This window comes from Microbacterium sp. LCT-H2, from assembly GCF_001866135.1.
Classification (GTDB): domain Bacteria; phylum Actinomycetota; class Actinomycetes; order Actinomycetales; family Microbacteriaceae; genus Microbacterium.
In genome coordinates, this window is record NZ_MODW01000001.1 from 667,148 (window position 1) to 681,005 (window position 13,858).

At 70.9% G+C, this 13,858-nt stretch carries 12 protein-coding genes; 6 read left to right on the plus strand and 6 right to left on the minus strand.

Annotated features, from left to right (window positions below; translation table 11 throughout):
- Positions 1-80: 80 nt before the first annotated feature.
- The 4 genes from BK819_RS03120 to BK819_RS03135 form a co-directional block, all read right to left on the minus strand.
- Positions 81-1,511: a GH1 family beta-glucosidase gene (locus BK819_RS03120; protein WP_071327812.1), complete on the minus strand. Its 1,431-nt coding sequence runs from the start codon at positions 1,509-1,511 to the stop codon at positions 81-83.
- A gap of 5 nt (positions 1,512-1,516) precedes the next feature.
- A complete protein-coding gene (locus BK819_RS03125; protein WP_071327813.1) occupies positions 1,517-2,407 on the minus strand; it encodes a carbohydrate ABC transporter permease in 891 nt (296 codons plus the stop codon).
- Entirely contained in the window at positions 2,404-3,444 is a 1,041-nt protein-coding gene (locus tag BK819_RS03130) for a carbohydrate ABC transporter permease (RefSeq protein WP_071327814.1), read from the minus strand. Before BK819_RS03130 ends, BK819_RS03125 begins: the two co-directional genes overlap by 4 nt.
- Before the next feature lie 76 nt (positions 3,445-3,520).
- On the minus strand, positions 3,521-4,837 hold the full coding sequence (locus BK819_RS03135; protein ID WP_071327815.1) for an ABC transporter substrate-binding protein: 1,317 nt from the start codon (positions 4,835-4,837) through the stop codon (positions 3,521-3,523).
- A gap of 154 nt (positions 4,838-4,991) precedes the next feature.
- Between BK819_RS03135 and BK819_RS03140 the strand changes: the two genes are divergently transcribed.
- From BK819_RS03140 to purQ, 3 genes are all read left to right on the plus strand, one after another.
- A complete protein-coding gene (locus BK819_RS03140) occupies positions 4,992-5,522 on the plus strand; it encodes an adenine phosphoribosyltransferase (protein WP_071327816.1) in 531 nt (176 codons plus the stop codon).
- A 142-nt stretch (positions 5,523-5,664) separates the two neighbouring features.
- The gene (purS, locus tag BK819_RS03145) at positions 5,665-5,913 is read left to right on the plus strand and encodes a phosphoribosylformylglycinamidine synthase subunit PurS (RefSeq protein WP_025103985.1); all 249 of its coding nucleotides are present in this window, start codon (positions 5,665-5,667) and stop codon (positions 5,911-5,913) included.
- Complete coding sequence (gene purQ, locus BK819_RS03150; RefSeq protein ID WP_071327817.1) at positions 5,910-6,617, plus strand: phosphoribosylformylglycinamidine synthase subunit PurQ; 708 nt, start codon at positions 5,910-5,912, stop codon at positions 6,615-6,617. The genes purS and purQ overlap by 4 nt, the downstream gene beginning before the upstream one ends.
- A gap of 97 nt (positions 6,618-6,714) precedes the next feature.
- On the opposite strand, the gene BK819_RS03155 is transcribed toward purQ, so the two are convergent.
- Positions 6,715-7,971 (minus strand): hypothetical protein, encoded by a 1,257-nt coding sequence (locus tag BK819_RS03155; RefSeq protein ID WP_071327818.1) that lies wholly within the window; start codon positions 7,969-7,971, stop codon positions 6,715-6,717.
- 213 nt (positions 7,972-8,184) lie between these two features.
- Between BK819_RS03155 and BK819_RS03160 the strand changes: the two genes are divergently transcribed.
- The 3 genes from BK819_RS03160 (at position 8,185) to BK819_RS03170 (ending at position 11,999) form a co-directional block, all read left to right on the plus strand.
- Positions 8,185-9,081, plus strand: coding sequence for an SDR family oxidoreductase (locus tag BK819_RS03160; protein ID WP_060923499.1), 897 nt, complete (start codon positions 8,185-8,187; stop codon positions 9,079-9,081).
- A gap of 180 nt (positions 9,082-9,261) precedes the next feature.
- Entirely contained in the window at positions 9,262-10,923 is a 1,662-nt protein-coding gene (locus BK819_RS03165; protein WP_071327819.1) for a glycoside hydrolase family 13 protein, read from the plus strand.
- 68 nt (positions 10,924-10,991) lie between these two features.
- Positions 10,992-11,999: a LacI family DNA-binding transcriptional regulator gene (locus tag BK819_RS03170; protein WP_071327820.1), complete on the plus strand. Its 1,008-nt coding sequence runs from the start codon at positions 10,992-10,994 to the stop codon at positions 11,997-11,999.
- Between the two features lie 104 nt (positions 12,000-12,103).
- Here BK819_RS03170 and BK819_RS03175 read toward each other — a convergent pair whose 3' ends face one another.
- On the minus strand, positions 12,104-13,738 hold the full coding sequence (locus BK819_RS03175) for an FAD-dependent oxidoreductase (RefSeq protein ID WP_071327821.1): 1,635 nt from the start codon (positions 13,736-13,738) through the stop codon (positions 12,104-12,106).
- Between the last annotated feature and the right edge of the window lie 120 nt (positions 13,739-13,858).

The following is a 13,858-nucleotide window of genomic DNA, read 5'->3' on the forward strand; positions in this document are numbered from 1 at the left end:
GCCGTGAAAATCCCCGCTTCGAATCGCCTGATTGGTCCCATCTCGGCCGCAGATGGAGCCATTCAGGCGATTCGAACGGGTCAGAGGGACCGGGCGGCGATGATGCGGGCGTACTCGCGGCCGGAGTCCTTGACCGTCCGCTCCTGGGTGTCGTAGTCCACGCGGACGATCCCGAAGCGCTTGTCGTACCCCCAGGCCCACTCGAAGTTGTCGAAGAGGGACCAGTAGAAGTATCCGCGGACGTCCACGCCACTGTCCCTGGCGTCCAGCACGGCGTCGAGGTGCGCGCGCAGGAACGCGGTGCGGTCGGCGTCGGGCACCCGGGTCTCTCCGTCCTCCCCCACGACGGTGTCGTCGTAGGCCGCGCCGTTCTCGGTCACCGAGAGCACCACGCCCGCAGGCTCGGCGTACTCGGTCCAGAGCCGCTGCAGGAGTCGCGTGAGTCCCTCCGGCTGAACCTCCCACCCCTGGGCGGTCCGCGGCAGTCCGCGCTCGACTGCATGGATGCCCTCGTGCGAGGGATACGGGCTCCGCGTCACGTGCGCCGTCTCCGGGCCGCTGGACACCGCCGCGTCGTCGGGACCCGTGCCGGACACGAGGTCACCGTGGTAGTAGTTCACGCCCTGTGTGTCGATGCGCTGGGCGATGGTGTCGAGGTCGCCCTCGTGCACCGCCGCCTCGAACCGCGCCACGGCCTCGGGGTCCACCGCGCGGATGTCCTCCACGGTGTCTGCGGGGTAGGCGCCGCGGTAGATGGGGTCGAGGAACCACCGGTTGAACTGGCCGTCCAGCCGCCGGGCGGCATCGACATCCGCGGGGCGCTGCGGGTCGGCGGGGTCGGCCACCGTGTGGTTCAGCGTGATGCCCAGGTTGAGGGAGGCGTCGCGGCCGCGGAGCTCCCGCACCGTCGCACCATGCGCGAGCAGCAGGTGGTGTGAGGCCAGCAACCCCTCGGCGACGCTCGTGTGCCCTGGCGCGTGCTCGCCACCGGTGTAGGAGAGGAAGGACGAGCACCACGGCTCGTTGAGCGTCGTCCACACGTTCACGCGGTCGCCGAGGGCGTCGTGCATGGTGCCCGCGTACTCCAGGAAGCGGTCGACGGTGTCACGGTTCGTCCACCCACCGACCTCCTGCAGGGCCTGCGGCATGTCCCAGTGGTACAGCGTGAGCCAGGGCAGGATGTCGGCCGCGAGGAGCTCGTCGACGAGGCGGCTGTAGAAGTCGACCCCGGCCTGGTTGACCGCGCCGCCGTCGGGGCGCACCCGCGACCACGAGGTGGAGAAGCGGTAGGTCTGCAGGCCGAGCTCCTTCATCAGCGCCACGTCCTGCGGATACCGGTGGTAGTGGTCGCATGCCACATCCCCGTCGTCGCCGCCGACCACGGCCCCCGGCACCCGGCAGAACGCGTCCCAGATCGACGCCGTCCGTCCGTCCTCAAAGGCGGCGCCCTCGATCTGGTAGGCCGCGGTCGCCGCGCCGAAGAGGAAATCCGAGGGGAAGGCACGCGTCATAGGGGTCATCCTTTCACCGCGCCCGCCATGATGCCACTGACCAGCTGCCGCCCCGCGATCACGAAGAGCACGAGGAGCGGAAGGGTCGCGAGCACCGCGCCGGTGAGCACGATCGAGTAGTCGATGTAGTAGCCGGACTGCAGCTGGCTGAGCGCCGTCTGCAGCGTCGGGTTCTGGGGGGAGAGCACGATCAGGGGCCAGAGGTAGTCGGTCCAGGCGGTCATGAACGTGAACAGTCCGAGGATCGCCATGGCCGGCCGCGCCGCGGGCACCCCGACGGTGAGGAAGGTGCGGAACTGGTTCGCGCCGTCGACCCTGGCGGCCTCGATGAGCTCGTCCGGGATCACGTCCACGAGGTACTGCCGCATGAAGAACACCCCGAACGCCGTGACGAGGGTCGGCACGATCACCGCACCGATCGTCCCCGTCCAGCCGAGTTCGCGCATCAGCATGAACAGCGGGATGATGCCGAGCTGCGTGGGGATGGCCATGGTCGCGATCACGAACACCATGAGGCCGTCCCGTCCGCGGAACCGCAGCTTCGCGAACGCGTAGCCGGCGAGGGTCGAGAACGTCACGACGGAGATCGTGATGATCGCCGAGATGAGGAACGAGTTGCCGAGCGCGAGCCAGAACGGGATCGCGTCGAACACCTTCGCCGCGTTCGCGAGGAAGTTGCCGCCGGGGATGAGGGGCAGGGTCTCACCGCGGGTGGCGTTCGTCCCGCTCGCGACGACGAACGACCACCACAGCGGGTAGGCGCCGCCGATGATGAAGGCGGCGAGGAGTCCGTAGGTGAGGAACCCGGGCCGGCTGCCGAGGCCGGCACTCCCGCTCGCGGCACCGCGCCGGCGGCGGATGCGCTCCGGCACGCTGAGGGCCTGGGTGGCGGTCATCGCGCCGCCTCCTTCCCGGTCGGGCGGATGCGGCGTCGGGCCGCGCGGATCTTCGGGGCGTCTCCGGTGGCGATGCGCCGGGAGATCAGGAAGTTGATGAGACCGATCGCGACGATCAGGAGGAAGAGCAGGATCGCGACGGCCGAGGCCTCCCCGAGGTTCCGGCGGAAGAACGCCAGCTCCCAGAGGAACAGCACGGTCGTCTGGAACTGCCGGTCGCTGCCGCCGATGCCGCCCGCGGTGGAGACGTCGAACAGCCGCGGTTCGGCGAAGATCTGCAGGCCGCCGATGGTCGCCGTGATGATGACGAAGATCAGCGTGGGACGGATGGTGGGGATCGTGATGGCGAAGAACCGCCGCACCGCTCCGGCACCGTCGAGCGCGGCCGATTCGTAGAGGTCGCGCGGCACGGCCTGCATCGCGGCAAGGAGGATGAGGGCGTTGTAGCCGGTCCAGCGGAAGTTCACCATGACGGCGATCGCGATGTGCGACAGGACCGTGTCGTGCTTCCACTGCTGATCGGCGATGCCGACGAGGTTGAGGAGGTTGTTGGCCAGTCCGTCCGCTTCGTTGAAGATGCTGGAGAAGATGATCGCCACGGCCACCGGCGTGACCACGAACGGGATGAGGACGCTCATCCGCCAGAACGTCGGCGTCCGCAGTCCGCGGTCCAGCAGGTACGCGATCACCAGGGCGACGGCGAGCTGCGGGATGGCGGAGAGCAGGAAGATGCTCAGCGTGTTCCGGATGGAGTTCCAGAACATGCCGTCGCCGAGGATCGCCGCGAAGTTGCCGAAGCCGACGAACGGCCCCTCGCCCTTCAGCAGATCCCACTCGTGCAGCGCGACCCACACCGTGTACAGGAGGGGAAAGAGGCCGATGAGCCCGAAGAGGAGGAAGAACGGGGAGATGTAGAAATACGGCGAGGCGCGGTGGTCGAAACGGGAGACGCGGGTGCGCCAGGAGCGTCGCGGCGGCGCGTCGGTCGCGGCGGGGGCAGCGGCCTGCGGCTCCGCCGGCGGGGCGGTGAGGGTCATGGGCGTGTCCTTAGCCGGGCTTCGACAGGCTCAGCCACCCACTCTCTGGGTCGCTGAGCCTGTCGAAGCGAGATCATCAGCCGACGAGGTCGTTCAGCAGGCCGATCGCCTGGTCCCAGGCGCCCTGCGTGTCGGTCTCGCCACGGTCGAGCGCGCTCAGCGCCGGGCCGAACACGTTCTCCTGGATCACCGAGTCATCGGCGCCCTTGAACTGCGCGACGACGCCCTTGGCACGCTCGGCGAGGATGGCACCGGTCGGCGCGTCGTTGAAGAACTCGTTGGGCGTGGCCTCCTCGGCGAGGGACTCCTGTGCCTTGATGGTCGAGGGGAAGTTGCCCGCGGCGGCGGACTGCTTCACCTGCTGCTCGGGCTGCGTCAGCCAGTCGGCCAGCTCTGCCGCGGCCTTCTTGTGCTCCGACGACTCGGGGATGGAGAGGAAGGCGCCGCCCCAGTTGGCCGCACCGCCGGGGAAGACGTCGGCGAAGTCCCAGCCCGTCGACGCGTCGCCGCCGCCGGCCTCGACCTGTCCCTGCACGACGCCGAGCATCCAGCCCGGGCAGACGAAGGTGGCGAAGGTGCCGTCGACGAACGACTTGCCGCCGTTCCAGTCCCATGCGGTCTGCGCCGCGGACTGGCCGCCCTCGGTCGCGGCTCCGAGGAGCTCGAAGCGCTCCTGGAGCTCGTCGTTGCCCTCGACGTTCAGCTCGCCGTCGGCGGTGTAGTAGCCCTCGTCGAGCTGGTTGACCATGGCGTTCCAGACGAAGCCGGAGTGGTCGTACCACGCCTTGCCGGTCTTCGCCGTGTAGTCGGCGCCGACCTGGAAGTAGTTCTCCCAGTCGCCGTTGAGCAGCTCGGCGACGGACTCGCGGTCGCTGGGCAGGCCCGCGGCCTCGAACGCGGCGCCGTTGTAGCAGATGCCGCTCGGGCCGATGTCGGTGCCGTAGCCGATGACGCGGCCCTCGGCGTCGGTCGCCTGGCCGTACTTCCAGTCGACCCAGTCGTCCTTGCGATCCTCGATGCCGTAGTCGCGCAGGTCGACGAAGGTGTCCGAGACGTCCATGATGGCGCCGAGCCAGCCCTCCTCGATCGCGACGATGTCGCTGAGGCCGGAGCCGGCGGCGATCTTGGTGAAGGCGTCGGTGCGGGCGTTGCCGCCGGTGTCGATGTTGGTCGCCTCGATCGTCACGTTCGGATGCGCCTTCTCGTACTCCTTGTAGAGGTCGTCGTAGCCGAAGGTGCCGAAGGTGGTGACGGTCAGTGTGACCTTCTCGTCGGCGCTGGCGCCGGAGCCGCCGTCGCCGCCGGTGCTGCCGGAGCAGCCGGCCAGGGCGAGAGCGGAGACGGATGCCACGGCGGCTGTCGCCAGGATCCGGGTGCGGGCACGTGAGTTCACGGTTCACTCCTTTGTGGGTCGTGCGGGTGGTGGTGCGTGGGGGCCTGTGGGAGCGCTCCCACAAGGTTGTCGTGAACTCTATGGGAGCGCTCCCACGATGTCAAGAGAGCCGTCTCTGCAGGCCCCTCCCGCGCAACCGGCGTACCCTTGTCCGGTGCCCGAAGCCACGCTCTCCCCTGCCCTCACCCGCGCCGAATCCCTGATCCGCAGCATCCCGGACTACCCGGAGCCCGGCATCATCTTCCGCGACATCACGCCACTCCTCGCCGACGCCGAGGCCCTCCGCGTGACGACCGAGGCGATCATCGCGCCCTTCGCGGGGCAGTTCGACGTTGTGGCCGGCATCGAGGCGCGGGGCTTCATCCTCGCCGGGGCCGCCGCCATCGCCGCGGGGGTCGGGCTGATCCCGATCCGCAAGGCCGGCAAGCTCCCCCGCCCCGCCGCCTCCGTCGACTACGCCCTCGAGTACGGCACGGCGACCATCGAGATGCACGACGACCTGCCCGCGGGCTCCCGCGTCCTCCTCATCGACGACGTGCTCGCCACCGGAGGAACCCTGGCCGCCGGTCGCCAGCTCGTGGAGCGTCTCGGCAGCCACGTGGCCGGCATCTCGGTGCTCTTCGAGATCGACGGCCTCGGCGGCCGCGAGGCGATCGGCGACCTCCACACCGTCTTCCACTCCTGACCCTGAGACCCCGGGTTCTCGCCGACGCCCCGGCGTGGCGGCGCGCGCAGGACGGGGTGTGGGCGCGAGCCCGGGGTCTCAGCGGAGCATCGACGAGCGGTAGACTGAACCCGCCCGTCCGCCCGCGACTCTTGGAGCCGTCATGCCCACCATCGTCGTCGACGTCATGCCCAAGCCCGAACTGCTCGACCCGCAGGGGAAGGCCGTCTCCGGCGCCTTCGCCCGCCTGGGCGTCGAGGGCTTCACCGACGTCCGCATCGGCAAGCGCTTCGAGCTCACCGTCGAGGGCGAGGTCACCGACGAGGTCCTCGCCGAGGCCCGCCGCATCGCCGACGAGGTCCTGTCGAACGCCGTGATCGAGGACGTCGTGGGCGTCGAGGTGGCGGAGTGACCGTCCGCATCGGCGTCGTCACCTTCCCCGGCTCGCTGGACGACGTCGACGCGCAGCGCGCCGTCCGCATCGCCGGAGCCGAGCCGGTCGCCCTGTGGCACGGCTCGCACGACCTCGAGGGCGTCGACGCCCTCGTCCTCCCCGGCGGGTTCAGCTACGGCGACTACCTCCGCGCCGGAGCCATCGCCGCCCTCTCGCCCATCATGAGCGAGGTCAAGGACGCCGCCGCGAAGGGCATGCCCGTCCTCGGCATCTGCAACGGCTTCCAGATGCTCGTCGAGGCGCACCTGCTGCCCGGCGGACTCATCCGCAACAACCACCAGCACTTCGTGCGCCGCGACCAGAAGCTCACGGTCGAGAACTCCGACACCGCCTGGACCAACGCCTTCCGCACCGGCCAGGAGATCGTGATCCCGTTGAAGAACGCGGACGGCGGCTACATCGCCGACGAGCAGACGCTCGACCGCGTCGAGGGCGAGGGTCTCGTGGCGTTCCGCTACGCCGGCGTGAACCCGAACGGCTCGCTGCGCGACATCGCGGGGCTGACGAACGAGGCGGGCAACGTCGTGGGGCTCATGCCGCACCCCGAGCACGCCACGGAGCCCGGCTTCGGTCCGGACACCGCGGTCGCGATGCGCAGCGGCGTGGACGGCCTCGACTTCTTCACGAGCGCGATCGCCGCCGTCGCCCGCGTCGCCGCCTGACGCCTCCCTCGACCCACCCCTCTGCGCGCGTCCCACCCCGTTGCGGGCGCGCGGAAGGGGCCGGGTCGACCGCAAGAGGCCGGGTCGACAGGCGAGGTCAGGGCAGACGGAACGGGTTGTCACCCACGGCCGCGAGCAGGTACCAGGCCGTCGTGCCGGTGTGCAGGCTCGCGTAGTAGAGGTCGCCGAAGCCGGAGTCGAGTCCGTCGGTCGAGGTCGCCACGATCCCCTTGCCGTCGCCGTTCGGTGCGTCCCGCTGCACCAGGCGGATGTCGGCCAGCAACTCCTCCGCACGAGCCTGGTCGCCGGCGGCCGCACGGTCCTGCAGCGCCAGCGCGAGGTGTCCGCTGCCCTCGAACCAGACCTTGGACACGTCCGCGTCGCTGATCGACGGACCGCGGTACGGACCGTCCTGGGCCACGAGGTGCGCGAGCGTCCAGTCGACGGCCGAGCCGTATCGGGCGTCCCCGGTGCCGAGCAGGCTCCACGTCTGGGCGTCGAGCGGGACGGGACGGGTGTTGATCGTGCTGCCGTCGAGCAGCGTCCCGGTGTCCACGTGCCCGTCGGCGCTCTGCATCGCCGCGACGAATCCGGCCGCCACCGCCGCCCGCTCCGCCCACACCCCGTCGCCCGTGAGCTGGCCGAGCTGCGTGAAGAAGCCGGCGATGTCGCTGTTGTGCTCGGTGGACTTCCACTCCAGCGGCACCCCGGCATCGGTCTGCCCGCCGGTGTAGCCGAACGGCGCCCGCGTCATGTCGGCGGTGTTGTCCTGGATCCACTCCGCGATGCGCACCGCGCCGTCGAGGTAGGCCTTCTCGCCGGTGGCGTGGAAGAGGCGGGCGAGCGCCATGCCCACCCAGGCCTGGTTGCCGGTGAACGTGCCGGGTCCGGTGATCTCCATGCGCCCCTGCCGGATGCCGTGCGGCTCGTAGGACGTGCGGACGCGGCCGTCGCCGACGGGGTCGTTCTCCTGCACGAAGAGGAGGGTGTCGGCGACGGACCGGGCGCGACGCAGGTCGTCCGGCAGACCGCGGGCCGTGTAGGCGATCACGACGAGGGCGTCGTCGTACACGAAGGAGGGGGTGAAGTCCCACGACGGCGTGGTGAAGAACCCGCCCTGGTAGCTGCGCGGCAGGCAGCGGCCCTCACCGTCGCAGAACTCGTCGACCCGGGAGTCGAGGAACTCGTACGCGAGCGCCACCGAGGCGGCGGGGTCGTTCACCGGATCCGCCGGGGGCTGGGCACGGGCGCCGAACGCGTCCGACACGGCAGGGGCGGCGCCGGCGAGCACGGCACCGACGACGAGTGCGGCGACGACCGCCCAGGGCGCGGATCGGCGGGCGGAAGCGGACATCACGACCTCTCGACGACAGGACCCCCGGGGGATATGCCGCGAGCGACACGGGGGATGCTCGCCACCTTGTCATGACAGGAGGCACCGGGGGAAGTGTCTTTCGGCCACATGCGCGTCTACCAAAGCGACCGGATGCGTGCAAGGCGTTTGCCGGACCCGGAGGGCGGCGCGCACGATGGTCCTCCCGTCCCCGACCTCCCGGAAAGGACACCCATGTCCCGCGACCAGTACACCTTCACCAACCCGGTCGAGCTCTACGCCGACATCCAGCCGCAGAAGCAGCACATGCGCGAGCCCGGTCTCGACGCCGACCTCACCCCGAAGGCCGACCTCGGCGAGGAGTCGTACCGCGGCACCGGACGGCTGACCGGCCGCAAGGCGCTCATCACCGGCGGCGACTCGGGCATCGGCGCGGCCACCGCGATCGCGTTCGCCCGCGAGGGCGCCGACGTCGCGATCTCCTACCTCCCGGAAGAGGAGGAGGACGCGAGCCGCATCGCCGGCATCCTCCGCGAGGCGGGAGCGACCGTCGCCACGATCCCCGGCGACCTGCGCGACCCGGAGTACTGCCGCACTCTGGTGGCGGAGGCCGTCGCGGCGCTCGGCGGACTCGACATCCTCGTCAACAACGGCGGCAAGCAGGTGTTCCAGGAGTCCCTCACCGATGTGACCGACGAGCAGTTCGACGACACCTTCAAGACCAACGTGTACGCGATGTTCTGGATCACGAAGGCCGCCCTCCCGCACCTCCCCGCCGGCTCGACGATCATCAACACGACCTCGATCCAGGCCTACTCGCCGTCCGACATCCTCGTCGACTACGCCTCGACGAAGTCGACCATCAACGCGTTCACGAAGGGCCTCGCCCAGCAGCTCGCGCCGAAGGGCATCCGCGTGAACGCCGTGGCTCCGGGACCGATCTGGACCCCGCTGCAGCCGAGCGACGGGCAGCCGCAGGAGAAGATCGCCCAGTTCGGCCAGGACACCCCGCTCGGCCGGATGGGTCAGCCAGCCGAGCTCGCTCCCGCCTACGTCTTCCTCGCCTCCCCGGAGTCGAGCTACGTGCTCGGCGAGACCCTGAACGTCAACGGCGGCATGCCCACGCCCTGACCCTCATCCCCTCATCCCCGTCGACCCACCCCCTTCTGCTCCTCCCGGCCCCTTACGGCCGTCCGCAAGGGGGTGGGTCGAACGGAAAGGGGTGGGTCGGCGGGAGGGGCGAGAGAGGGTGCCGAACCGTTTCGATACCTGTGGTGGCGGGACTGTAAGCGTTTGCAGTAGCCTGATCGCATGGCACAGCTCGAACAGATCGCAGCCCCCGGTTCCGAGTGGTGGCGCAGCGCCGTCATCTACCAGATCTACCCCCGCTCCTTCGCGGACGCGTCGGGCGACGGCATCGGCGACCTGCCGGGCATCACGAGCCGCCTCGATGCCCTGCAGGAGCTCGGCGTCGACGCGATCTGGCTCAGCCCCTTCATGACGAGCCCGCAGCGCGACGCCGGCTACGACGTGGCCGACTACCGCGACGTCGACCCGCTGTTCGGCACGCTCGCCGACTTCGACGCGATGCTGGAATCCGCGCACGCCCGCGGCATCCGGGTGATCGTCGACCTCGTCCCCAACCACTCCTCCGACCAGCACCCCTGGTTCCAGGAGGCGCTCAAGGCGGCGCCGGGCAGCCCGGAGCGCGCGCGCTACATCTTCCGCGACGGCCGCGGCGAGAACGGCGAGCTGCCTCCGAACAACTGGGAGTCGGTGTTCGGCGGCGGCATGTGGCAGCGCGTCACCGAGGCCGACGGCACCCCCGGCCAGTGGTACCTGCACATCTTCGACGCGACGCAGCCGGACTTCGACTGGAACAACGAGGAGGTGCAGGAGGAGTTCCGCTCGATCCTGCGCTTCTGGCTCGACCGCGGCGTCGACGGCTTCCGGGTCGACGTGGCCCACGGCATGATCAAGACCGAGGGCCTGCCCGACTACACGCCGCCGACGGACGCCGACTCCATGGGCGGCGGCGAGTCGAACGTGCCGTACTGGGGCCAGGACGGCGTGCACGAGATCTACCGGGACTGGCACAAGGTGCTCGCCGAGTACGACGGCGACCGCGCCCTGTGCGGCGAGGCCTGGATGCCGACGCTGAAGGAGACCGCGCTCTGGGTGCGTCCGGACGAGATGCATCAGACCTTCAACTTCCCCTACCTGATGACGGCGTGGGACGCGAAGGCGCTCGGCGACGTGATCCGCGAGTCGCTGGACGCGTTCGGCGCGGTCGGCGCCCCCAGCACCTGGGTGCTCTCCAACCACGACGTCGTCCGGCATGCCACGCGCCTCGCGCTCACGATCGACAACCCGCAGGGCGAGGGCATCGGCCCGAACACTCCGGACAAGCCCGACACCGCCATCGGCCTCGCCCGCGCCCGCGCGGCCACCACGCTGATGCTCGCGCTCCCGGGCTCGGCCTACCTGTACCAGGGCGAGGAGCTCGGGCTGCCCGAGGCCATGGAGATCCCGGACGAATACCGCCAGGACCCGACGTGGTTCCGCACGAACGGCGAGCGCTACGGCCGCGACGGCTGCCGCGTGCCGCTGCCGTGGGAGGCGGAGGCTCCCGCCTTCGGCTTCAACGACGCCGGCCTCTCCTGGCTCCCGCAGCCCGCGGACTGGGCGGCCTACGCCCGGGATGTCGAGGAGGTCGACCCGGCGTCGACCCTCGCCCTGTACAAGCGTCTGCTCGCCGGCCGTCGCGAGTTCGGATTCGGCACCGGGTCGCTGGTGTGGGAGGACGCCGGTCCCGATGCCGTCGCCTTCCGCCGCGGCGAGGTGCACGTGCTGGCGAACCTCGGCGCGGCTCCGCTCGACCTTCCGGAGGGCGCGGTCATCCTGCTCCGCAGCCAGCCGTTCGACGGCCCCGAGATCCCCGTCGACACCGCCGTCTGGTACACCAAGGCCTGACACCCGCTGCGCCCGTGGCGCGCTCCCCCGGGGCGTGCCACGGGCGTCTCCGATCCGAAGGACAGACGATGGCGAGCATCGACGAGGTCGCCCGGCTCGCCGGCGTCTCCACCGCGACGGTCTCCCGTGCGCTGAGCGGCCGGGGGCATGTCTCCGAGTCCGCGCGGGAGCGCGTGCAGGCGGCCGCCGCCTCCCTCGGGTACGTGGTGTCCTCCCGCGCCTCGAGCCTGGCGTCGGGGCGCACGCGCAACATCGGGGTCGTCGTGCCGTTCCTCGACCGCTGGTTCTTCAGCACGGTGCTGTCGGGGGTGTCCGCCGCGCTCATGCGGGCCGGCTACGACATCACGCTCTACAACATCACCGCCGACAATGACGTGCGCCGCCACGTCTTCGACACGTTCCTGCGCCGCCAGCGCGTGGACGCCGTGATCGCCGTGTCCATCGAGCTGGACGAGGACGAGACCCAGCAGCTCCTCGACCTCGGGCTCCCCGTGATCGCGATCGGCGGGCCCAACCCGAAGCTCGACACCCTCACGGTCGACGACGTCGCCGTGGCGCAGCTCGCGACGGAGCACCTGCTCGGGCTCGGGCACACGGAGATCGCCCACATCGGCGCGAACCCCGAGTTCGACCTCGACTTCCACATCCCCACGAACCGCCGGCTGGGCTTCGAACGAGCGCTGGCCACGGCCGGGATCCCGCTGAACCCCGCGTTCCTGGAGCCGGCGGACTTCACGGTCGAGGGCGGCTACCGCGCCGCGAAGCAGCTCCTCGGGCGTCCGGGGCCTCGCCCCACTGCGGTGTTCGCCGCCTCGGACGAGATGGCGATCGGGGCGCTCCTCGCTGCCCGCGACCTCGGCTTCGCGGTGCCGGGCGACCTGTCCATCGTGGGCATCGACGGCCATGAGCTCGGCGAGTTCTTCCGCCTCACCACGGTCGACCAGTTCCCGCTCGGGCAGGGCGAGCGGGCGGCCGATGCGGTCCTCGCGAAGCTCACCGACCCCGACGCCGTGCGGCCGCCCGCCGCGCTGCCGTACGAGCTCAACGTGCGCGGCACGACGGCGCGACTCGTCTGATCCGTCCGGCGATCACAACTCAGGAGTACGGCGCGCGGAGACCGCGGTTCCGGCCCTGACGGGCGCAGGTGCGCCAATTCTCCTGAGTTGTGAACGCGTCGAGCTCAGCACTCCGCGGTCGCGTCCTGCCAGGTCCGGTAGCCGCCGTCGAGATTGCGCACCGCGCGCCCGTGCTGCCGCAGCAGTCGGGTGGCGATGTGCCCGCGCAGGCCGACCTGACAGTGCACCACCAGAGGCCCCTCGGGCAGTTCGTCGAGGCGGTCGCGCAGCTCGTCCAGCGGGATGTTCCGCGCGCCGGGGATGGCGCCGTTCGCATGCTCGGCCACGGAGCGGACGTCGATGAGGGTCGATCCCGCCCGCAGGGCGCCGTCGAGCTCGTGCCACTGGAGGGTCGGCGTGGTGCCGCTGCGGGTGTTCTCGGCCACATAGCCCAGGAGGTTCACGGCATCCTTTGCGGAGCCGAACTGCGGAGCATACGCGAGCTCCAGGTGCGCAAGCCCGGAAGCGGTGACGCCCGCCTGCAGCGCCGTCGCGATGACGTCGATCCGCTTGTCCGCGCCGTCACGACCGACGACCTGCGCACCCAGGATGCGGTCGGTGGCGGGGTCGGCGAGGAGCTTCATCGACAGGGTCTCCGCGCCCGGGTAGTAGCCGGCGTGCGACGCCGGATGCACGTGGACGGCGAAGAACTCGCGACCCGCGGCACGGAGCTGCTTCTCGCTCCACCCGGTCTTCGCGGCGGCCAGGCCGAACACCTGCACGATGCCGGTGCCGAGGGCGGGGCGCGCCGACTCCTCCCGCCCCGCGATGACGTCGGCCACCATGCGGCCGTGGCGGTTGGCGAGACCGGCCATGGTCACCAGCGCCGCACCGCCGCCGATGAGGTCGGCCTTCTCGACCCCGTCGCCCACCGCGAAGACGTCGGGCGCACTGGTGCGGCAGGCCTCGTCGACGGCTATCCCGCCGGTCTCGCCGAGACGGATCCCCGCGGCGCGGGCGAGTCCGGCCTCGGGCACGACCCCGGAGGCGTCGACGAGGAACTCCGCGGGGACGGTGGCACCGTCGCTCAGGGTCACGGAACCCGCGGCCGTGGCCACGACCTCGACGCCGAGCCGCACGTCGACTCCGCGGCGCCGGACCTCGGCCGCCAGAGGGGCGGCCATCTCCGGATCCAGCGGGGCGAGCAGCTGCGCACCGCGTTGCACCAGGGTCACCGCGGCACCTCGGGCGACGAGGTTCTCCACGGCTTCCAGTCCTGTGTATCCGCCGCCCACGACGACCACCGGCAGTCCGGGGCGGAGGGCGGCGTCGATCGCATCGGCATCGGCCACAGTCCGCAGGCTCCGCGTCGGGAGGGCACCGGTCGGCTCATCGCCGCGCGGCCGGGCCCCGGTGGCGAGCACGAGGCGGTCGTACGGGTGGGTGCTGCGGCGGCCGCTGTCGAGATCGACGACCTCGACCGTCTTCCGCACGGTGTCGATGCCGACGACGTCGTGACGGACGCGGACGTCCAGCCGGAAGCGGCGGTGCAGCGACTCCGGGGTCTGCAGCAGGAGGGCGTCACGCCCCTCGATCACACCGCCCACGTAGTAGGGCAGGCCGCAGTTGGCGTAGGAGACCTCGGGCCCGCGCTCGAAGATGACGATGTCCGCGGACTCATCGAGCCGCCGGAGCCGGGTCGCCGCCGACATGCCGCCGGCGACACCGCCGACGATGACGACGCGGAGCGGCGCGCTCATCGCCCGAACAGCCGGGACAGGAGACCGCCCTTGGCCTCGTCCTTCGGATGGCCCGTGCACCAGTCCGACGCCGGCACGGTGCGACGGACGGCATCGACGTGCTGGCCGCACCCCGCCCAG

Excerpts from the sequence above, each read along its gene's own strand:
- BK819_RS03120 (WP_071327812.1), bottom strand. The coding sequence starts at position 1,511 with ATGACGCGTGCCTTCCCCTCGGATTTCCTCTTCGGCGCGGCGACCGCG.
- BK819_RS03125 (WP_071327813.1), bottom strand. The coding sequence starts at position 2,407 with ATGACCGCCACCCAGGCCCTCAGCGTGCCGGAGCGCATCCGCCGCCGG.
- BK819_RS03130 (WP_071327814.1), bottom strand. The coding sequence starts at position 3,444 with ATGACCCTCACCGCCCCGCCGGCGGAGCCGCAGGCCGCTGCCCCCGCC.
- purS (WP_025103985.1), top strand. The coding sequence starts at position 5,665 with ATGCCCACCATCGTCGTCGACGTCATGCCCAAGCCCGAACTGCTCGAC.
- BK819_RS03155 (WP_071327818.1), bottom strand. The coding sequence starts at position 7,971 with ATGTCCGCTTCCGCCCGCCGATCCGCGCCCTGGGCGGTCGTCGCCGCA.
- BK819_RS03160 (WP_060923499.1), top strand. The coding sequence starts at position 8,185 with ATGTCCCGCGACCAGTACACCTTCACCAACCCGGTCGAGCTCTACGCC.
- BK819_RS03165 (WP_071327819.1), top strand. The coding sequence starts at position 9,262 with ATGGCACAGCTCGAACAGATCGCAGCCCCCGGTTCCGAGTGGTGGCGC.
- BK819_RS03170 (WP_071327820.1), top strand. The coding sequence starts at position 10,992 with ATGGCGAGCATCGACGAGGTCGCCCGGCTCGCCGGCGTCTCCACCGCG.
- BK819_RS03175 (WP_071327821.1), bottom strand. The coding sequence starts at position 13,738 with ATGAGCGCGCCGCTCCGCGTCGTCATCGTCGGCGGTGTCGCCGGCGGC.